Raw genomic sequence first — 19,556 nt, 5'->3', positions numbered from 1 at the left:
GGATGACCGCGCAGCAGGACCGCCACCAGGCGCCCACCGGCGTGTCAGTGACGCGCGTCACGCGCCCCGAGGAGGCTGTCGAGCTGGGGATGCCGACGGTGCGCGGGGACCGCTCGCAGGCGCTGGCCACCCCCGCCTTCGACGAGCACCGGCCGCCGAGCCAGGAGCTGCTGGACGACTGCGTGCACTGCGGCTTCTGCCTGCCCACCTGCCCGACGTACACGCTCTGGGGCGAGGAGATGGACAGCCCGCGCGGGCGGATCGACCTCATGCGTGCCGGGGTGGAGGGTGCGCCGCTGAGCGCCTCGATGGTCGACCACTTCGACGCGTGCCTGGGCTGCATGGCCTGCGTGACCTCCTGCCCCTCGGGCGTGCAGTACGACCGGCTCATCGAGCAGACGCGCGCCCAGGTGGAGCGCCGGGTCGAGCGCCCTGCCGGGGACCGGGCGCTGCGCACGATGATCTTCAACCTCTTCCCCTACCCCGAGCGGCTGCGGGTGCTCCGCGCCCCGCTGCGGCTGGCCCAGCGCAGCGGCGCGCTGCGCCTCGTGGACCGCACCGGCGTCGTGGCGCGGCTCAGCCCCGGGCTGGCGGCCATGCAGTCGCTCGCGCCGCCCCTGGGCCCGCGCGTCACCGTGCCTGCCCGCACCCCGGCCGTGGGCGAGCGACGCGCCGTGGTCGGGATGCTCACCGGCTGCGTGCAGCGCGAGTTCTTCGGCGAGGTCAACGCCGCCACCGCGCGCGTGCTGGCCGCCGAGGGCTCCGACGTCGTCGCTCCGCAGGAGCAGGGCTGCTGCGGAGCCCTGTCGGTCCACACGGGGCGGGAGCCGGAGGGTATGGCGTTCGCGCGCCGGCTGATCGACACCTTCACCGAGGCCGGTGTGGACCACGTGGTCGTCAACTCGGCCGGTTGCGGGTCGACGATGAAGGACTACGTGCACCTGCTCGCCGACGACCCGGACTACGCCGACCGGGCGCGGGAGTTCGGCGCTCGCGTGCGCGACCTGTCCGAGATCCTCGTCGAGCTCGGCCCGGTCGCGCAGCGCCACCCGGTGAGCGCGCACGGCCGGGACGTCGTGGTGGCCTACCACGACGCCTGCCACCTGCGGCACGCGCAGAAGGTGGTGAGCCAGCCGCGGGCGCTCCTCAACGGCATACCCGGCGTGTCGCTGGTGGAGATCCCGGACGGGGAGATCTGCTGCGGTTCGGCGGGCGTCTACAACATCCTCAACCCCGAGCCGGCGACCGAGCTCGGCGACCGCAAGGCCGCAGCGATCCTGCGGACCGGTGCCGAGCTGCTCGTCACCGCCAACCCCGGCTGCCTCATGCAGATCAGCCGGGCGCTGGAGCGCGCCGGGCACAAGGTGCCGTTCGTCCACACGGCGACGGTGCTCGACGCCTCGCTGCGCGGCCAGACGCTCCTCTGACGCGGGCCTGAGAGCGTGCGCCGCACCTGCGCGGCGCACGCCCGGCAGACCGGCCGCGTCAGTCGGCGGCCACCAGGAGCGAGTCGCGGCGCCGCATCCAGACCACGAGCCCGACCAGCAGCGCGACCAGGAAGATGCCCTGGATCAGGCCGGCGTGCAGTCCGACGCCGTAGATCATCAGGTAGCCGATCACGCCCGCGGTCAGGCAGTAGTAGGCGGTGACCAGCGCGGTCTTGCGGATGAGGTCGCCCTCGCGGCCGAGCAGGCCGACCGTGGCCGAGGCCGCCACGATGTTGTGGATCGCGATCGGGTTGCCGCCGGCACCGCCGACCGCCTGCGTCGCGACGACCGTGTCCGGCGTGACGCCGATCTCCTGGCCGGTGGCGAACTGGAACAGCGAGAAGGTCAGGTTGGACACGGTGTTGGAGCCCGCGACGAACGCACCCAGCGCCCCGATCCAGGGGCTGATCAGCGGCCAGTTGGCACCTGCGACGGCAGCCGCGCCCTCGGCGAGCGTCACCGGCATGCTGGCCAGGCCGGACGCGGTGAAGTCCGGACCGGAGCGGATGAGTAGCCGCACGAGCGGCAGCGCGAAGAGCAGAGCCACGGCGGTGCCGAAGATCTGTCCCCCGGCGACCTTCCACGTGCTCTTGATCTGCTCGGCGCTCATCCGGTGCAGCAGGTAGGTGATCAGCACCGTGACGATGAAGACCGTGCCCGGGCTGTAGAGAAGTTGCCAGGTCGTGGAGATCTCGGTGCCCAGGATGTTGGTGAAGGGGATCGACACCCACGGCGCGGCCGAGGTCAGCGCGGCCTTGATCGGGTCGATCAGGCGGGTGGCGAGCAGGAGCAGCGCGATGATGACGTAGGGCATCCAGGCGACGACCATGCTCATCTTCTTCTTGCCGACGTAGAGGTGGTCGATGTCCACCTTTCCCATCCACCGCTCCTCCCAGGAGGTGCGGGGGCCGAAGTCGAAGGTCTCCTTCGGCATCAGGAAGCCCTTGCTCGAGGTGAACATCACCAGCGCCAGGCCGACGAGGCCACCGATGAGCGCGGGGAACTCGGGGCCGGCCAGGACGGCGACGATGACATAGGGCACGGTCATGGCCACGGAGGCGTAGAGCGCGAAGGGCCAGATCTTCAGGCCCTCGGCGAAGCTGCGGCGCTCGCCGAAGAAGCCGGTCAGCATGACCGCGATGATGAGCGGGATGAGCAACCCGCAGATCGCGTGGATGATGGCCACCTCGGTGGCGATGTGCGCGACGTAGCCGTCGTAGGTGAGGCCGAGCTCGGCGACCCGCTCGTCGACGCCGGCGCCGTCCTTCAGGCCGCTGCCGACGCCGACGATCATCGGGGTGCCGACCGCGCCGAACGAGACCGGCGTGGACTGGATGATCAGCCCCACCATGACCGCCGCCATGGCCGGGAAGCCGAGCGCGAGCATGAGCGGCGCGACCACCGCGGCTGGTGTGCCGAAGCCGGAGGCGCCCTCGATGAACGACCCGAAGAGCCAGCCGATGATGATCGCCTGGACCCGGCGGTCCGGCGAGATCGAGGTGAAGCCGGCGCGGATCGTGCTCATCGCGCCGCTGCCGATGACGGTGGCGAGCAGCAGGAGCGCGCCGAAGACGATGTAGAGGAGCGTGACCGCGATGATGAGGCCCTCGATCGTGGCCGCGGCGACCGCCTCCGGGTGCATCTTCCACACCGTCAGGGCGATCAGGACCGTGACGGCGTAGCCCACGGGCATGGCGTACTTGGCCGGCCAGCGCAAGCCGGCGAGGAGCACCCCGACCAGCAGGATCGGGGCGATGGCCAGCAGGCTCAGCACAGCAAGGTTGTCCACTCTGACACCTCTCGGGGGATCGCGGTCACCCCACCGTGAGGTCGACCGGAACCAGGCACGATGCCAGCCCCCGCTCGCCGGGTCAAGTGGTGAGGCGGTGACGGCCGGCGCCGCCGGTAGGGTGAGCGCATGGTCCACCCGCGTCCCGACGAGCGTCCCCGCGGCGTGCAGTCCGTGGACCGGGCGCTGGACATCCTCGAGCTGCTCGCCTCCCGCCCAGGCACCCTCGGCGTCACCGAGATCGCCCGGGGCACCGGGTTGGCCCCGGGCACCGCGCACCGGCTGCTCGTCGGTCTGGCCCAGCGCGGCTGGGTCCGCCAGGACCCGGGACGCCGGTACGGCGTGGGGCCGGGCGCCCTGCGCATCGGCGGTGCTGCGGCCACCACGCTGGCGGTGGTGGCCGCCCCCGCGCTGCGGACCGCGGTGGAGGTGACCGGGGAGACGGCCAACCTGGCCTCCCTGGACGGGGACGTGATGGTCTACGTCGCGCAGTCGCCGTCGCCGCACACGCTGCGGATCTTCGCCGAGGTGGGCCGGCCGGTCCCACTGCACTCGACCGCGGTCGGCAAGGTGGTGCTCGCCGGGATGGCCCCCGGTCCGGCCATGGAGCTGCTGGCCGGCACCCGGCGGACGGCGCGCACACCGCATACCCTCACCGACCTCGCCCAGCTGCGGGACGAGCTGGACCGCGTGCGTGAGCAAGGCTGGGCGATGGACGACGAGGAGCAGGAGCTGGGGGTGCGTTGCGTCGCCGTCCCGGTCGCCACCGGCAGCGCGTGGACCAGGATGGCGCTGTCCGTGAGCGGCCCGACCGAGCGGATGTCCAGGGACCGCGCGGTCGCCGTCGTGCCCGACCTGCGCAGGATCGCCGAGGACCTCGGCCGGCGCGAGCTGGGGGCGGCGGGATGAACGGCCCGGGTCTGGCCCGAGGGCTGCGCCGTGCCGCGCGCGCCGTGGTGCGGGCGGCACGGCCGCAGACGCGGGCCGAGATCGTCGACCCGCCGCAGGCACGGACCGCGGCCTACTCCTACGCGCCGGTCGACGACGACCGGGCCGACCCCGGCGAGGTGGTGTGGGCCTGGGTGCCCTTCGAGGAGGACCGCAGGAAGGGCAAGGACCGCCCCGTGCTCGTGGTGGGCCGGGACGGCAGTCGGCTGCTGGCGCTGCAGCTGACGAGCAAGGACCACGACCGCGACGAGGCCCAGGAGGCCTCGGTGGGCCGCTACTGGACCGATATCGGCAGCGGCGGCTGGGACCGACGCCGCCGCCCCAGCGAGGCGAGGGTCAACCGGCTGCTGCGGCTCGAGCCGTCGGCGGTGCGCCGGACGGGGGCGGTGCTGGACGAGGAGATCTTCGACCGGGTGCTGCAGGAGGTGCGTCGGCACTTCCCGCAGCCCTGAGGGCCGGCGTGCACGACCCACTCAGGTGGGTGACCCCTGCACGGGCTGGGCCCGGCTGGCGTGCACGAACCACTCAGGTGAGTGACCTCGGTCCGTGCCGAGCGGTCGGACGCGAAAGGCCCGGGCTGGTGCCCGGGCCGTCTGGTGGATCTGGTGGAGCTGAGGGGATTCGAACCCCTGACCCCTTCCATGCCATGGAAGTGCGCTACCAACTGCGCCACAGCCCCTCGTCGTCGCGAGGACTGGATCACTTTACCCAGAGCGCGGGGCGAACGCCAAATCGCGCACGCCGTCCCGGAGGGGGCGCGCAGCCCCGCCCTCAGCGGTCGGTGACGCTGCCCACGCTGGCGGTCACGCCGACGTTCCAGGCCTCCAGGCGCCACCCCGTGCGGTGCTCCACGAGCTCGGCCCAGTGGCAGTTGTGCAGCCCCACCAGGGAGAGCCAGGCCTGCCGGTAGGTCAGCCCGACGACGTCGGCGATGAGCGCCCGGCTGGCCAGGCCGTGCGTGGTCACCACCGCGGTGTCCCCGACGTCCAGGCGGCGCACGAGCTCCTCGAACGCGGCGCGCATTCGCACCTGCAGCTCGGCGACCCGCTCCCCCGTCACGCCCCGGACCGTGTCCTCACCACGGTCGAGCGCGGCGAGGGCGTCGGGGAAACGCTCCGCGACGTCGGCGTGGCGCAGCCCCTGCCACTGCCCCACGTGGATCTCCCGCAGGCGGGGGTCGTGCTCCACCGGGAGGCCGGTGCGGGCGGACAGTGCCTCGGCGGTGTCCGCAGCACGGGCCAGGTCGCTGGACAGCAGCCGGCTCGCTCCCCGATCGGCCAGCGCCTGCGCGGCGGCCGCGGCCTGCTCCCGGCCGCGCGCGGACAGGTGGCTGTCGAGCTGCCCCTGGTAGATGCCTCCGGCGTTCTGCTCGGTCTCCCCGTGCCGCCAGACGATGACCCGTCTCATCGGCCGGGTCAGGCGCCCGCCCCGGCGGCCTGCCCGTCCTGGGGCAGCGCCACGGCCGGGCAGTCCTTCCACAGCCGCTCCAGGTCGTAGAACTCCCGGTCCTCGGTGTGCATGACGTGGACGACGATGTCGCTGAAGTCGAGCAGCACCCACCGGCCCTCGCGCTGACCCTCCCGGCGCAGCGGCCTGGAGCCGAGCTCGGCGAGCCGTTCCTCCACCGCCTCGACGATCGCGCCGACCTGGCGCTCGCCCGGGGCCGAGGCGATGACGAAGACGTCGGTCAGGGCCAGCTGGGCGGAGACGTCCAGGCCGACGACGTCCTGGGCGAGCTTGTCCTGGGCGGCCGAGGCGGCGGCCCGGGCCAGCTCGACCGCGCGTGCGGTTGCGGTCACGAGGGGTCCTCCCTGTAGAGGTGGTACTTGCCGATGTACTGGACGACGCCGTCGGGCACGAGGTACCAGACCGGCTCGCCGGTGGCGGTCCGCTCCCGGCAGTCGGTCGAGGAGATGGCCATGGCCGGCACCTCGAGCAGCGTCACCTTGTCCTCGGGCAGGCCCGCGTCGGTCAGCTCGTGCCCGGGCCGGGTGACCCCGACGAAGTGCGCGAGCTCCCACAGCTGGTCTACCCCGTGCCAGGACAGGATCTGGGCCAGCGCGTCGGCGCCGGTGATGAAGAACAGCTTGTCGTCGGGGCGCTGCGCGTGCAGGTCCACCAGGGTGTCCCGGGTGTAGGTGGGCCCCTCGCGGTCGATGTCGACGCGGCTGACGGTGAAGCTGGGGTTGGACGCGGTCGCGATGACCGTCATCAGGTAGCGGTGCTCCGCGGGCGTGACGCTGGTGACGTCCTTGCGGTAGGGCTGCCCGGTCGGCACGAAGACGACCTCGTCGAGGTCGAGCAGATGGGCGGCCTCGCTGGCCGCCACCAGGTGCCCGTGGTGGATGGGGTCGAAGGTCCCACCCATCACCCCGAGACGCATCAGTGGGCGGGCGTCCCGCTGGGGGTGGTGTGGGTGTCCGGGTCCTGCCGGTCGCCCGCGACGTGGTGCGGGTCGAGGGCGAGGGTGTTGCGGAAGAACCACAGCGTCATGAGCAGGACCAGGAAGACCGCCAGCGCGATCACGCCGAACCAGATCGGCGAGAACAGCAGCTCGTTGACGATGTGGTGCCCGCCCTCGGCGGAGGCGACCAGGACCTGGGACAGCGCAGACGTCATGCGGGCCACTCTACCCGGGGCGAGCACCTACAGTGAGAGGCATGCCGTCGCCCGCCCGTCCCGTCCTCTCGGTCGTCGTGCCGATGTTCGAGGAGGAGGACGTGCTGCCGCTGCTGGTGGCCCGGCTCCGTCCGGTGCTGGACGGCCTCGGGGAGGCCTACGAGGTGGTGGCCGTGGACGACGGCAGCCGCGACGCCACCCCCGTGCTGCTGGCATCGGCACGCCGCAGGTGGCCGCAGCTGCGGGTGCTGCGCCTGCGCGCGAACGCCGGTCACCAGGCCGCCATCTCCGCCGGTCTGGCCGCCGCCCGCGGGGACTGGGTCGTCACCCTGGACGCCGACCTGCAGGACCCGCCTGAGGTCGTCCCGCAGATGCTCGAGGCGGCCCGCGCACACGACGCCGACGTGGTCTACGGGGTGCGCACCGACCGGTCAGCCGACAGCGCGTTCAAGCGTCACACCGCCCGGGCCTTCTACGCGGGCATGCGGGCGATCGGCGCCAAGGACGCCCCCGACGCGGCCGGCGACTACCGGCTGATGTCGCGGGCGACGGTGGAGGCCGTCAACGCGCTGCCCGAGGAGCACCGGGTGCTGCGCCTGGTCGTCCCGGCCCTCGGCTTCCCCTCCGCCACGGTCGGCTACGCCCGCGCCGCACGGGCCGCCGGCCGCAGCAAGTACCCGCTGTCCAGGATGGTCAGGCTGACCGTCGACTCGGTCACCGGCTTCTCGCTGGCCCCGCTGCGGCTGGCCACCTGGTTCGGCCTGGGCGGCTTCGTCCTGGCCGTCGGCCTGCTCGCCTACGCGCTGGTGGCCAAGGCCACCGGCCACACCGTCGCCGGCTGGACCTCGACCGTGGTCATCGTCGCCGCCTTCGGCGCCCTCCAGCTGCTCAGCCTGGGGATCATGGGCGAGTACGTCGGCCGCATCTACTCCACGCTGCAGCGCCGCCCGTCCTACTACGTCGCGCACGACTCGCTGCACGAGACGAGCGCCGAGCACGACCCGACGGTCAGGGCCGCGCAGGACGGCCCCGACCGTCCTGGCGCACGCCCCGAGCACGCGCGCCAGGACGTGCCTCACCGCACCTGACCGTCGCCCTCCACGACCCATTTGGTGGTGGTCAGCTCCGGGAGCGCCATGGGCCCCCGGGCGTGCAGCTTCTGGGTCGAGATGCCGATCTCGGCGCCGAACCCGAACTCCTCGCCGTCGGTGAAGCGGGTCGAGGCGTTGACCATCACGGCCGCGGCGTCCACCTCGGTGGTGAAGCGGCGTGCCGCGGCCCGGTCGGCGGTGACGATCGCCTCGGTGTGCCCGCTGGTGTGCTCCTGGACGTGCGCGATCGCCTGGTCGAGGCTGTCGACCACCCGCGCGGAGAGGTCCGCGGAGAGGAACTCGGTGTCGTCGTCCTCGTCGGTGACCGGGACGTGCGCGGTCCCGGCGGACTCGGCATACCCCTCCATCGCGGCGTCGCCGTGCACCGTGACGCCGGCTGCGCCCAGGCGCGCCATGATGGCGGGCAGGACCCGGTCGGCGGCGTCCCGGTGCACGAGCAGCGACTCGGCGGCGTTGCACACCGAGTTGCGGTGGGTCTTGGAGTTGACGACCACCTCCACGGCCATGTCGGTGTCGGCCGAGGCGTCGACGTAGACGTGGCAGTTGCCCACGCCGGTCTCGATCACCGGGACGGTCGACTGGGTGACGACGGTCTGGATCAGGCTGGCCCCGCCGCGCGGGATCACGAGGTCGACCAGTCCGCGCGCGGTCATCAGCGCACGGGCCGCGTCGTGGCCGCCCTCGGTGAGCAGGTTGACCGCGTCGGGGCTGATGCCCTGCTCCGCCAGCGCGGCGCGCAGCACCTCCACGAGCCGGGTGTTGGTCGAGGCGGCGGCCGACCCGCCGCGCAGGATCACCGCGTTGCCGCTCTTGAGCCCGAGGCCGGCGGCGTCGACGGTGACGTTGGGACGGGCCTCGTAGATCATCCCGACCACACCCATGGGCACCCGGACCTGACGGATCTGCAGACCGTTGGCCAGGGTCGAGCCGCGCACCACCTCCCCCACCGGGTCCGGCAGCGCGGCGACCTGGCGCAGCCCCCGGGCGACCGCGTGCACCCGCTCCTCGTCGAGGGTGAGACGGTCCAGCAGGTTGGTGGGCAGGCCCTTCTCGCGGCCGCGCTCCAGGTCCTGGACGTTGGCCGCGACGACCGAGGCCGCGGCGGCGTCGACGGCGTCGGCCAGCGCGAGCAGCGCGGCGTCCTTCTGCGCACGGGTGAGCAGGGCGAGCTGCCGGGCCGCCGTGCGGGCGCCGCGCGCGGTCTCGTGCACGTGCTCGCGGACGTCCGCGGGGATCTCGGCGACGGTCTGGGCGGTCATGGGAACTGGTCCTCCGGTCGGGGTGGGCGGGGTCAGGGTATGGGCAGCGTGCCCGGTCCGAGCACGACCAGATCGTCCCGGCGCACGACGGGCCGGGGCGCGGGTGCGCCGTTGCGCAGCCCGCCGGCGCGGTCGAGCCGGCGGCCGACGAGCGGGCGCAGCTCCTGGGCGTCGTAGCCGACGAGCCCACGGGCCACCACGTGGCCCTCCGGGTCGCACAGGTCCACGGTGTCGCCGGCGGCGAAGCGGCCGTCGACGCGCGTGATGCCGACCGGCAGCAGCGAGGTCTGGTGCCGCACGACCGCCTCGACGGCGCCAGCGTCCAGCACCACCCGGCCGGTCGCCGCGGTGGCGTGGGCGAGCCAGCGGCGGCGTGCGGGGCTGCGCGTGCCGGTCGGGGTGAACAGGGTCCCGACGTCGTCGCCGGCGAAGGCGGCCGTCATCTGCTCGGCGCTGGTGAGCAGCACGCCGATGCCTTCGGCGGTGGCCATCTGCGCGGCCGCGACCTTGGTGGCCATCCCGCCGGTGCCCACCTGCGAGCCGTGCGCGGAGACGTCCACGTCGGCGATCTGGGCCGCGGAGGCCACGTGCCGGATCCGGTGGGTGCCGGGGGTGCTCGGGTGCCCGTCGTAGAGGGCGTCCACGTCGGAGAGCAGCAGCAGGGCGTCGGCGCTGACCAGGTGCGCCACGAGGGCGGCGAGCCGGTCGTTGTCCCCGAAGCGGATCTCGTCGGTGGCCACCGTGTCGTTCTCGTTGATGATCGGCAGGATCTCCAGCTCCAGCAGCCGCTCGAGCGTGCGCGAGGCGTTGACGTAGTGGCTGCGGCGGTGCATGTCGTCGGCGGTGAGCAGCACCTGGCCGACCTTGACGCCGTGCATCGTGAACGCGTTGGCGTAGGCGCTGAGCAGCACGCCCTGACCCGCGCTGGCCGCGGCCTGCTGGGTCGCGAGGTCCTTGGGCCGGCGGGTCAGCCCCAGCGGCCCCATCCCGGCGGCGATCGCGCCGGAGGAGACCAGGACGATCTCCACCCCGTCCATGGCACGCCTGGCCAGCGTGCTGGCCACGGCCTGCACCCGGAAGCCGTCCAGCCCGCCCCGGGGACCGGTCAGCGAGGACGAGCCCACCTTGACGACCAGCCTCCGCGCGTCGCGGACGATGCCGGGGTCGGGGATGCTGGCCATGGAGGGCATACTATTCCAGTCCTCCGAATATCCATGCATCGCCCAGGTCAGGGTCGCGTGCTCGCAGGACGGGTCGGCTCACTCCCGCCGGTCGGGGTCGGACCACCGGCCCGCCCGGCGCTCGGCCTCCATCTCCTCCCGGACGGCCGTCTCGGCGTCCTTGCGGGCGTGGAAGGCGTCGCGCTTCTCGGCGCGCGTGGGCCGGGAGCGCTCGTCCAGGCGCAGGTCGCTGCCCCTGGAGCCGAGCAGCTCGGCGCCGGCTGCCATCGTGGGCTCCCAGTCGAAGACGACCGCGTCGTCCTCGGGGCCGATGAGGACCGTGGACCCCGCGACCGCACCCGCCTTGAGCAGGCCGTCCTCGACCCCGAGACGGTTGAGCCGGTCGGCCAGGTAGCCGACGGCCTCGTCGTTGGCGAAGTCGGTCTGGTGCACCCACCGGGTCGGCCGCTCCCCCACCACGCGGAAGACCTCGCCCTGCGCGGTGTTCTCCCGGCGCACGGTGAAGCCCTCGTCGTCGACGGCCCGGGGCCGCACGACGGTGCGCGCGGGCTCGAGGGCGACCTGCTCGGCCCGGGCCCGGCGCACGTGCGCGGCCAGGGAGAAGGTCAGCTCCTTCAGGCCCTGGTGAGCGACCGCGGAGACGACGTGGACCTCATACCCCTGGGACTCGAGGTCGGGCCGGACCATCTCGGCGAGCTCGCGCGCCTCGGGCACGTCGGCCTTGTTGAGGACCACCACGCGGACGCGCTCGGCCAGCGGGATGCCGCCCAGCTCCCCGTGCGGCACGTAGGCCGCCAGCTCGGCCTCGATCACCTCGAGGTCGGTGAGCGGGTCGCGACCCGGCTCCAGCGTCGCGCAGTCGATGACGTGCACGAGCACGTGGCAGCGCTCGACGTGCCGGAGGAACTGCAGGCCCAGGCCCTTGCCCTCCGAGGCGCCGGGGATCAGCCCGGGGACGTCGGCGATCGTGAACCGTTCGCCGCCGGCGGTGACGACGCCCAGGTTGGGCACCAGGGTGGTGAAGGGGTAGTCGGCGATCTTGGGCCGGGCGGCCGAGAGCACCGAGACCAGCGAGGACTTGCCCGCGGACGGGAAGCCGATGAGCGCGACGTCGGCGAGGGTCTTGAGCTCGAGGACGACCTCGCCCTCCTCCCCCGGCTCGCCGAGGAGCGCGAAGCCCGGAGCCCTGCGGCGCTGCGAGGCGAGCGCCTTGTTGCCCAGTCCGCCGCGGCCGCCGCGGGCCGCGACGTACTCGGCGCCCTCGCCCACGAGGTCGGCCAGCACCTGCCCGTCGCGGGTGGTGACGACCGTGCCCGAGGGCACCGGCAGCACCAGGTCCTCGCCCTGGGCACCGTTGCGCTCGCCCCCCTCGCCGGGGCGGCCGTGGGGCGCGGTGCGGTGCGGGCCGTGGTGGTAGTCGATGAGCGTGGTCACCTGCTGGTCGACGCGCAGGACGATGTCCGCGCCCCTCCCGCCGTTGCCGCCGTCCGGACCGCCCAGCGGCTTGAACTTCTCCCGGTGCACGGAGGCGACGCCGTGACCGCCGTTGCCGGCGCGCAGGTGCAGCACGACCCGGTCCACGAAGTTGGCCATGTGGTCATCCTCTCAGGGGTATGTGGTGCGTGCGCGGCCCGGGCGGCCGCGTCCGCAGACGCCGCGACGCCGGCGGGGCCGTGGCCCCACCGGCGTCGCGGTGTCGCTGTCGGGTCGTGCGCTCAGGCGTCGACGGTCGCGGTGTCGGACGCGACCACGTTCACGGTCTTGCGGCCGCGCTTGGAGCCGAACTCCACGACGCCGGGGACCAGCGCGAAGAGCGTGTCGTCGCGCCCGCGGGCCACGCCCTCGCCGGGGTGGAAGTGCGTGCCGCGCTGGCGCACGATGATCTCGCCGGTGCCGACGACCTGCCCGCCGAAGCGCTTCACGCCGAGGCGCTGGGCGTTCGAGTCACGACCGTTCTTGGTCGAGGACGCACCCTTCTTGGTTGCCATCTGCCTGCCTCCTTGGAAAAAGCCGGTGTCGCGACGCTCAGGCGTCGATCGCGGTGATCTTGACCTGGGTCAGCGGCTGGCGGTGGCCCTGGCGCTTCTTGTACCCGGTCTTGTTCTTGTACTTCTGGATGACGATCTTGGGGCCCTTGGTCGCACCCATGACCTCGGCCCTGACGACGGCCTTGCCCAGGGCGTCGGCGTCGGTGGTCACGGCGGAGCCGTCCACCAGGAGCAGGGCAGGGAACTCGACGGTGTCGCCCGCGGCAACCTCGGCAGAGACCTTGTCGATGGTCAGCACGTCGCCGACGGAGACCTTCTCCTGGCGGCCGCCAGCACGGACGATCGCGTACACGTTGAACTCACTTCCTGCAGTCTTGGGTAGGTATGCAGCTCCCGGCGGTCTGGGTCGAGCCGCCGCCTCACGGATGCGTCTCTAGACCCGTCCCGGACCGGGGCGAACCGACGCACCAGACTACCGTGCCCGGGCCGCCCTGACCAAACCGGGCGCAGGCTCAGGCGGGGTCGGTCGCCGGCCCGGTCGCCGGCCCGCCCTCGGGGGCCCCGGTCGGGGGCCCGGCGGGTGCGACCACGCGGCCTCGCCGACGCCGCTTCGGGGCGGGAGCCAGTGCGGCCTCCACCACCGGGGCGGGCTCACGTGCGGGCTCGTCAGCGGCCGGCTCCTGGTCAGCGGAACGCTCGTCGGCCGGCTGCTCGGCGGCCGGCTGCTCGGCGGCCGGCTGCTCGGCGGCCGGCCTCGCGGGGGACCGCTTGGCCGCGCGCCGCTTGGTGGCCGGCTGCTCGGTCGCAGCCTGCTCGGAGACAGCCTGCTCGGAGACAGCCTGCTCGACCGCAGTGCCGGGCGTGGACATGGCCTGCCCCCCGGCCACCGGGTCGGCGGCCGTCTCGGCCGCGACCGGCTTCTCGCCGGCCTGCACCGCCGCCGCGTGCGCCGCGGCCGCGATCTGCGCCGGCGTCGGTCCGGTCGGTTTCGACGGCTGCTGGGCAGTCCTGCCCTCGCCGCCGCCGGAGGACGAGCCGGACCGGCCCTTGCTGCGGCCGCGTCGGCCGCCGGAGTCCTCGGAGCCGCCGTTGCCGTTCCCGTGGCGGTGCGCCGGCTCGGTCTGCACGATGATCCCCCGGCCGGCGCAGTGGGCGCAGGTCTCGGAGAAGACCTCGATGAGACCGGAGCCGACCCGCTTGCGGGTCATCTGGACCAGGCCGAGGGAGGTCACCTCGGCCACCTGGTGCTTGGTCCGGTCCCGGCCCAGGCACTCCAGGAGCCGACGCACGACGAGGTCGCGGTTGCTCTCCAGCACCATGTCGATGAAGTCGATGACGATGATGCCGCCGATGTCCCGCAGCCGCAGCTGGCGCACGATCTCCTCGGCCGCCTCGATGTTGTTCTTGGTCACCGTCTCCTCGAGGTTGCCCCCGGAGCCGGTGAACTTGCCGGTGTTGACGTCGACGACGGTCATCGCCTCGGTGCGGTCGATGACCAGGGAGCCGCCGGAGGGCAGCCACACCTTGCGGTCCATCGCCTTGGCGATCGCCTCGTGCACGCGGTAGGCCGTGAAGGCGTCCTGGGTGCCGGTGTGCTTCTCGACGCGGTCGGCGAGGTCGGGGGCGACGTCGTCGATGTAGCGCTTGACCTCGGTCCAGGCCTCGTCGCCGGCGACCACGAGCTTGGCGAAGTCCTCGGTGAAGACGTCACGGATGACCCGGACGGTCATGTCCGGCTCCCCGTGGAGAAGGGCAGGGGCGTTGGCGCTCCCGGACTTCTTCTGGATCCGCTCCCAGGTGGAGGAGAGCCGCTCGACGTCGGCGCGAAGCTCGGCCTCCGAGGCGCCCTCGGCGGCCGTGCGGACGATCACGCCCACGTCGTCCGGGACGACCTCCTTGAGGATCTTCTTCAGCCGGGCGCGCTCGGTGTCCGGCAGCTTGCGCGAGATTCCGGTCATCGAGCTGCCGGGCACGTAGACCAGGTAGCGCCCCGGCAGCGAGACCTGCGAGGTGAGCCGGGCACCCTTGTGCCCGATCGGGTCCTTGGTCACCTGGACCAGGACCGTCTGACCGGACTTCAGGGCGTTCTCGATGCGCTTGGGCTGCCCGGAGGACATGCCGGCCGCGTCCCAGTTCACCTCACCGGCGTAGAGGACGGCGTTGCGTCCCTTGCCGATGTCGACGAAGGCCGCCTCCATGCTGGGCAGCACGTTCTGCACCCGCCCGAGGTAGACGTTGCCGGCCATCGTGGTCTGCGCCGAGCGGGACACGTAGTGCTCCACCGGCACGCCGTCCTCGAGCACCGCGATCTGGGTCCGGTCCTCCAGGCCGCGCACGACCATGACGCGCTCGACGCTCTCGCGCCGCGCGAGGAACTCCGCCTCGGTGATGATCGTGCGACGCCGGCCGGCCTCGCGGCCCTCCCGCCGGCGCTGGCGCTTGGCCTCCAGCCGGGTCGACCCCTTCAGCGAGGTCACCTCGTCGCGTGCCGACCGCTCGCCGGAGCCGGACTCCCCGCTGCGCCGGCGGCGGCGCCGCCTCCGGGTGCTGGAGGAGTCGTCGTCCTCCGAGGTGCCGGCGTCCTCGGCGCTCGCCTCGTCCTTCGCGTCCGCGGACCGGCCGTCGTCGTGCTGGCCGGTGCCGGTGCCCCGTCCCCGGCGGCTGCGACGACGCGCGGTGCCACTGCCCTCCTGCTCCGTCTCCCCCTGGTCGGTGCTCTCGGTCTGCTCCTTCCCGCCGGCGTCGGCCGAGCCGGCGGACTGCGACCCGTCGTCGTCGTCCTCCCCCTGGTCGGAAGAGGTTCGGCCGCGCCGTCCCTTGCCGCCCCGGCGCCGGCGACGACCGGCGCGAGAACCCGGGCCGTCGTCCTCGCCGGAGTCGTCGGATCCCTCGTCGTGGGTCTGGTCGTCCTCGTCCTCGTCCTGCCGCTCGACCGGGGCGGTCACGGCCGACGTCGCGCGCCTGGAGCGCCGGCGCGGCACGTCGCTGAGGTCAGGCGCCTGGAAGAGGACACCGAAGGACGGCACGCTCTGACCGGCCGTCCCGTCCGCGGACCCGTCCTCGTCCGTGTCGTCGCTGTCGCTGTCGCTGTCGCTGTCGTCGTCGCTGTCGTCGTTGGTGTCTTCGTCGTCGTCGGCGGCGGCGAGGTCCTGGTCGTCCTGGGGGTCCGACCCCCTCGCCGGGAACGTCGCGGCGGTGAACAGGGCCTGGGTCTCGGCGATGAGCGCCACGGCCCGGTCGTGCCGGTCGTCGCCCGGTGCCTGTTCCACGTCGGTGGTGCGGTCCGTCTCGTCAGACACGGTGTGTCCTTCCTCAGCCGCACGGCCGAGCCCACACCTCGGGGCCGATCCGGCCCGCTCCCCCGCGCGGTGCGGGTGCAGTCGTCCCGACCCGGGCGGGCCGTGGACGGAAGTCGTCCTTGGTACCGCGTCGGTTCGCGCGGTGGGCGCGGCCCCGACGGGCCGGTGGGGTCTCGTCGACGCTCAGTCGAGGGCGTCGCGCGTGCCGGCAGGCTTGCCGCACAGCGGGTGGACCGCACCGGGTCGGACAGCGGTGTGGCACTTCTGCCCGGCCGTGGGAAGTATCTCACAGCGCTCGCTCCCCGGCCGCATCGCCGGCTGCTCAGCGCGCGTCGAGGCTCTCCGCGACGGTGCCGTCGACCACCGGCCCCTGCCGCAGCCTGGTGCTGACCGGGCGCGACAGGTCGAGCCCGGAAACCTCCCGCAGCGCGGCCCAGAGCTCGTCGGGGCGCACCGTGGGGGTCAGGTGCAGGAGAGCGGCGAGCAGCACCACGTCGCCCTCCTGCACCGGCACCGCCGGGAGCGGGTCGACGCTCTGGCGCAGGTCCAGCAACGCCTCGCGCACGTCCAGCTCGCGTGGCCCCTTCTTCATCATCCGCGTGACCGTGACGCGCGGTGCCGCGAGGAGCGCGGTGACGGCGGACGCCATACCCTCCAGGTCCGTGCCCCCGGCCCGGAACCGCAGCGCCCAGAGGCTGCCCTGCAGCCGGTCCGCGAGCGCGCCGTCCAGGTCGTCGGCGTCGACGACCTCGACCACGTCCAGCCCCACGGGCAGGGAGGCGTCCAGCAGGGCCGCCACCCCTGACGGGTCGACCAGCTCGCAGAGGGCGACCTCGACGTACTCCGCCTCGCTCGCGGCGCCGGTCGGTGCGGCGTTGGCGTAGGAGATCTTGGGGTGCGGGTGGAACCCGCCGGAGAAGGCCACCGGCAGTCCGGCGCGCCTCACGGCCCGCTCCAGCGCGCGCTGGAAGTCCCGGGTCGAGGTGAACCGCATCCGTCCGCGCTTGGCGTAGCGGATGCGCAGCCGCTGCACGGCCGGGTCTGGTGCAGGTCCCTCGGGGACGCGTCGGGGAGCGGCCATGGCGGGCACGCTACCGCGCACGTGCGCGACGCCACAGCGACGGGGCTTCGTGCCTGAGGGGGGCCGGGGATAACGTAGCCCTACGCTCGACGCCGAGCCCGGCCGGGTCGTGCGTGCGCGCCCCGGTGCCACCACGTCCCCGACCTAAGGTGTGAGCCAGTGCGCGTCTACAACTTCTCCGCCGGCCCAGCGACCATGCCCGTGGAGGTCCTCGAGCGCGCCCAGTCCGAGCTGCTGGACTGGAGCGGGTCCGGCATGTCGGTGATGGAGATGTCCCACCGCAGCAAGGAGTTCGTCGGGATCGCCGAGGCGGCCGAGGCCCGGCTTCGCTCCCTGCTGGGCGTGCCGGAGGACTACGCCGTGCTCTTCCTCCAGGGGGGCGCGACCGGTCAGTTCGCCGCGGTGCCCCTCAACCTCGCCGGTCCCGGCGCCACCGCCGCCTACGTGAGCACCGGCGCGTGGAGCAGGAAGGCCATCAGCGAGGCCGAGAAGTACCTCGAGGTCCGCACGGTCGCCGACGAGGCCCCGACGAACTACTCCACGGTCCCGGCCGAGGGGTCCCTGCAGGTCCCCGGCGACGCGGCCTACCTGCACTACACGCTCAACGAGACGATCGGTGGCGTGGAGTTCCCGTACGTCCCCGATGCCGGGGACGTGCCGCTGGTCACCGACGCCAGCTCGACGATCCTCTCCCGCCCGCTGGACGTCAGCAGGTATGGCGTGATCTACGCGGGTGCCCAGAAGAACCTCGGTCCTGCGGGCCTGACCCTGGTCATCGTCCGCAAGGACCTGCTGGACCGCGCCCGCCAGGAGACCCCGGCGGTGCTGGACTGGACGGCGATGGCCGGGGCCGGCTCCATGCTCAACACTCCCCCGACGCTGGCCTGGTACCTCGTCGGCCTGGTGCTGGAGTGGGTCGAGGAGCAGGGCGGGCTCCCCGCGATGGCCGTCCGCAACAGGGACAAGGCCGACCTGCTCTACCGGGCGATCGACGGCTCCGGGTTCTACTCCAGCCCGGTGGAGGCGTCGGCCCGCTCGTGGATGAACGTGCCCTTCCTGGTGCCCGACCCGGCGCTGGAGAAACCCTTCCTCGAGGCCGCGGCGGAGGCCGGGCTGTCCGGGCTCGGGGGGCACCGCAGCGTGGGAGGCATGCGCGCCAGCCTCTACAACGCGATGCCGATCGAGGGCGTCCAGGCCCTCGTGGACCTCATGACCGACTTCGAGAAGCAGAACGGCTGACCCATGACGAAGTTCGCCATCAAGACGATGAACGCCATCAGCCCGGTGGGCCTGCAGCGCCTCGACCGGGACCGTTTCGACGTGGGCACCGACATCGAGTCGCCCAGGGCGATCCTGCTGCGCTCGGCCGACCTGCACTCCGTCGAGCTGCCCCCCCAGCTCTACGCCGTGGCCCGGGCCGGCGCGGGCACCAACAACATCCCGGTCGACAAGCTGGCCGCCCTGGGCATCCCGGTCTTCAACACCCCCGGCGCCAACGCCAACGCGGTCAAGGAGCTGGTCATCGCCGGCATGCTGCTCGCGGCGCGCAACCTCTACCACGCCGCGGACTACACCCGGTCCCTGGTCGCCGACCAGGGGCTCTCGGGCAAGGAGCTCGAACTCCGGGTCGAGGCCGGCAAGAAGAAGTTCGCCGGCTTCGAGCTGCCCGGCCGCACCCTCGGCGTGGTCGGTCTGGGCTCGATCGGCGTCCTCGTCGCCAACGCCGCGCAGTCGCTGGCGCTGAAGGTCCTGGGCTACGACCCGGCGGTGACGATCAAGAACGCCTGGCAGCTCTCCCCGTCCGTGGAGCAGGTCACCAGCGTCGAGGAACTCTTCTCCCGCGCCGACATGGTCACCCTGCACGTGCCGCTGGTCGAGGGCACCAGGGGCATGGTCGACGCGGCGCGGATCGCCCTCATGCCGTCCGGCGGCGTCGTCCTCAACTTCGCCCGCGGGGGCGTCGTCGACGAGGGCGCGGTGCTGGCGGCCCTGGACTCGGGGCACCTGCGCTGCTACGTCAACGACTTCCCCACCGTCGCCGGGGCGGTGCACCCGCGGGTCATCGCGCTGCCGCACCTGGGCGCCTCCACCGGGGAGGCCGAGGACAACTGCGCGGTGATGGCCGTGGACCAGCTCTCCGACTACCTGCTCAACGGCAACATCCGCAACGCGGTGAACTTCCCGGAGGTCGTGATGACGCGCCAGCCGGGCACCACCCGCCTGGGCATGTTCAACGAGAACAAGCCGAACATGATCGGGCAGATCACCGCCGCCCTGGCCGAGGCCGGGCTCAACGTCGCCGAGTTCACCAACAAGGCCAAGGGCGAGTACGCCTACACCCTCGTCGACGTCGAGGGCGCGGTCCACGACGAGCTCAAGGAGCAGATCCTGGCGATCGACGGCATCGTGCGGGCCCGCAAGATCGACGGCTGACCCGGTGGCGCGGGATCCTGCCACGGGCGGCCTGGCGCGGTCCGCACTAAGGTTCCTCGTGAGGGGTCGGCCCCCGGCCCCCGGCAGTCCAGGAGGTCGGTCATGAGCAACCACGTCTACAAGGTGTCCGAGGTCGTCGGCAGCTCGCCGGACGGGCTCGAGGCCGCCGTCGACAACGCGATCGCGACCACGGCGAGGTCGGTGCGCAACCTCGACTGGTTCGAGGTGACCGAGATCCGCGGCCACCTTCGCGAGGGCGCCGTCGCCAGCTGGCAGGTGGCCGTCAAGGTCGGCTTCCGCGTCGACGAGTGAGGCCGGCCCCCGGGGAGGGCCCCGGGCGCCGCGGCGCACTCGTCGAGG

Annotated in this window: 19 protein-coding genes and 1 tRNA gene; 7 read left to right on the top strand and 13 right to left on the bottom strand. The window is 73.1% G+C overall.

The features are described from left to right. Positions 1-2: 2 nt before the first annotated feature. Positions 3-1,427, top strand: coding sequence for a heterodisulfide reductase-related iron-sulfur binding cluster (locus DV701_RS01130; protein WP_324616610.1), 1,425 nt, complete (start codon positions 3-5; stop codon positions 1,425-1,427). Positions 1,428-1,485: 58 nt separating this feature from the next. Here the strand turns inward: DV701_RS01130 and DV701_RS01125 are convergent, their stop codons facing one another. Further along, complete coding sequence (locus tag DV701_RS01125; protein WP_114926730.1) at positions 1,486-3,276, bottom strand: L-lactate permease; 1,791 nt, start codon at positions 3,274-3,276, stop codon at positions 1,486-1,488. A gap of 129 nt (positions 3,277-3,405) precedes the next feature. On the opposite strand from DV701_RS01125, the gene DV701_RS01120 reads away from it, so the two are divergent. Beyond that, a complete protein-coding gene (locus tag DV701_RS01120; protein ID WP_202863591.1) occupies positions 3,406-4,185 on the top strand; it encodes an IclR family transcriptional regulator in 780 nt (259 codons plus the stop codon). Beyond that, on the top strand, positions 4,182-4,676 hold the full coding sequence (locus DV701_RS01115) for a type II toxin-antitoxin system PemK/MazF family toxin (RefSeq protein ID WP_114926729.1): 495 nt from the start codon (positions 4,182-4,184) through the stop codon (positions 4,674-4,676). Before DV701_RS01120 ends, DV701_RS01115 begins: the two co-directional genes overlap by 4 nt. A gap of 151 nt (positions 4,677-4,827) precedes the next feature. Here the strand turns inward: DV701_RS01115 and DV701_RS01110 are convergent. From DV701_RS01110 to DV701_RS01090, 5 genes are all read right to left on the bottom strand, one after another. After that, a tRNA-Ala gene (locus DV701_RS01110) sits at positions 4,828-4,903 on the bottom strand. A gap of 92 nt (positions 4,904-4,995) precedes the next feature. Next, the gene (locus DV701_RS01105) at positions 4,996-5,631 is read right to left on the bottom strand and encodes a histidine phosphatase family protein (protein ID WP_114926728.1); all 636 of its coding nucleotides are present in this window, start codon (positions 5,629-5,631) and stop codon (positions 4,996-4,998) included. A gap of 8 nt (positions 5,632-5,639) precedes the next feature. Continuing rightward, entirely contained in the window at positions 5,640-6,023 is a 384-nt protein-coding gene (rsfS, locus tag DV701_RS01100; RefSeq protein ID WP_114926727.1) for a ribosome silencing factor, read from the bottom strand. Continuing rightward, entirely contained in the window at positions 6,020-6,607 is a 588-nt protein-coding gene (nadD, locus tag DV701_RS01095) for a nicotinate-nucleotide adenylyltransferase (RefSeq protein ID WP_114926726.1), read from the bottom strand. The genes rsfS and nadD overlap by 4 nt, the downstream gene beginning before the upstream one ends. Continuing rightward, the gene (locus DV701_RS01090; protein ID WP_114926725.1) at positions 6,607-6,843 is read right to left on the bottom strand and encodes a hypothetical protein; all 237 of its coding nucleotides are present in this window, start codon (positions 6,841-6,843) and stop codon (positions 6,607-6,609) included. Before DV701_RS01090 ends, nadD begins: the two co-directional genes overlap by 1 nt. A 41-nt stretch (positions 6,844-6,884) precedes the next feature. On the opposite strand from DV701_RS01090, the gene DV701_RS01085 reads away from it, so the two are divergent. Beyond that, positions 6,885-7,931, top strand: coding sequence for a glycosyltransferase family 2 protein (locus DV701_RS01085; protein WP_114926724.1), 1,047 nt, complete (start codon positions 6,885-6,887; stop codon positions 7,929-7,931). On the opposite strand, the gene DV701_RS01080 is transcribed toward DV701_RS01085, so the two are convergent. The 7 genes from DV701_RS01080 to DV701_RS01050 form a co-directional block, all read right to left on the bottom strand. Then, on the bottom strand, positions 7,919-9,214 hold the full coding sequence (locus tag DV701_RS01080; RefSeq protein WP_114926723.1) for a glutamate-5-semialdehyde dehydrogenase: 1,296 nt from the start codon (positions 9,212-9,214) through the stop codon (positions 7,919-7,921). The genes DV701_RS01085 and DV701_RS01080 overlap by 13 nt on opposite strands. 32 nt (positions 9,215-9,246) lie before the next feature. Beyond that, complete coding sequence (gene proB, locus DV701_RS01075) at positions 9,247-10,395, bottom strand: glutamate 5-kinase (protein ID WP_114930521.1); 1,149 nt, start codon at positions 10,393-10,395, stop codon at positions 9,247-9,249. Between the two features lie 78 nt (positions 10,396-10,473). After that, the gene (gene obgE, locus DV701_RS01070) at positions 10,474-11,988 is read right to left on the bottom strand and encodes a GTPase ObgE (protein ID WP_114926722.1); all 1,515 of its coding nucleotides are present in this window, start codon (positions 11,986-11,988) and stop codon (positions 10,474-10,476) included. Between the two features lie 122 nt (positions 11,989-12,110). Next, on the bottom strand, positions 12,111-12,383 hold the full coding sequence (rpmA, locus tag DV701_RS01065; protein WP_114926721.1) for a 50S ribosomal protein L27: 273 nt from the start codon (positions 12,381-12,383) through the stop codon (positions 12,111-12,113). Positions 12,384-12,420: 37 nt separating this feature from the next. Further along, complete coding sequence (gene rplU, locus DV701_RS01060) at positions 12,421-12,735, bottom strand: 50S ribosomal protein L21 (RefSeq protein WP_114926720.1); 315 nt, start codon at positions 12,733-12,735, stop codon at positions 12,421-12,423. A gap of 160 nt (positions 12,736-12,895) precedes the next feature. Then, the gene (locus tag DV701_RS01055) at positions 12,896-15,682 is read right to left on the bottom strand and encodes an Rne/Rng family ribonuclease (RefSeq protein ID WP_228255143.1); all 2,787 of its coding nucleotides are present in this window, start codon (positions 15,680-15,682) and stop codon (positions 12,896-12,898) included. A gap of 322 nt (positions 15,683-16,004) precedes the next feature. Continuing rightward, on the bottom strand, positions 16,005-16,763 hold the full coding sequence (locus tag DV701_RS01050; RefSeq protein ID WP_114926718.1) for a TIGR03936 family radical SAM-associated protein: 759 nt from the start codon (positions 16,761-16,763) through the stop codon (positions 16,005-16,007). A gap of 159 nt (positions 16,764-16,922) precedes the next feature. Between DV701_RS01050 and serC the strand changes: the two genes are divergently transcribed. From serC to DV701_RS01035, 3 genes are all read left to right on the top strand, one after another. Next, positions 16,923-18,002: a 3-phosphoserine/phosphohydroxythreonine transaminase gene (serC, locus tag DV701_RS01045; protein WP_114926717.1), complete on the top strand. Its 1,080-nt coding sequence runs from the start codon at positions 16,923-16,925 to the stop codon at positions 18,000-18,002. 3 nt (positions 18,003-18,005) lie between these two features. Continuing rightward, on the top strand, positions 18,006-19,196 hold the full coding sequence (locus DV701_RS01040) for a phosphoglycerate dehydrogenase (RefSeq protein ID WP_114926716.1): 1,191 nt from the start codon (positions 18,006-18,008) through the stop codon (positions 19,194-19,196). A 102-nt stretch (positions 19,197-19,298) separates the two neighbouring features. After that, positions 19,299-19,508 (top strand): dodecin, encoded by a 210-nt coding sequence (locus DV701_RS01035; RefSeq protein ID WP_114926715.1) that lies wholly within the window; start codon positions 19,299-19,301, stop codon positions 19,506-19,508. The last annotated feature ends 48 nt before the right edge of the window (positions 19,509-19,556 follow it).

Origin of the sequence: Ornithinimicrobium avium (genome assembly GCF_003351765.1) — a bacterium.
Taxonomy (GTDB): Bacteria; Actinomycetota; Actinomycetes; order Actinomycetales; family Dermatophilaceae; genus Ornithinicoccus; species Ornithinicoccus avius.
The sequence above is the reverse complement of the archived record's forward strand: the minus strand, read 5'-3'. Positions and strand labels throughout refer to the sequence as shown.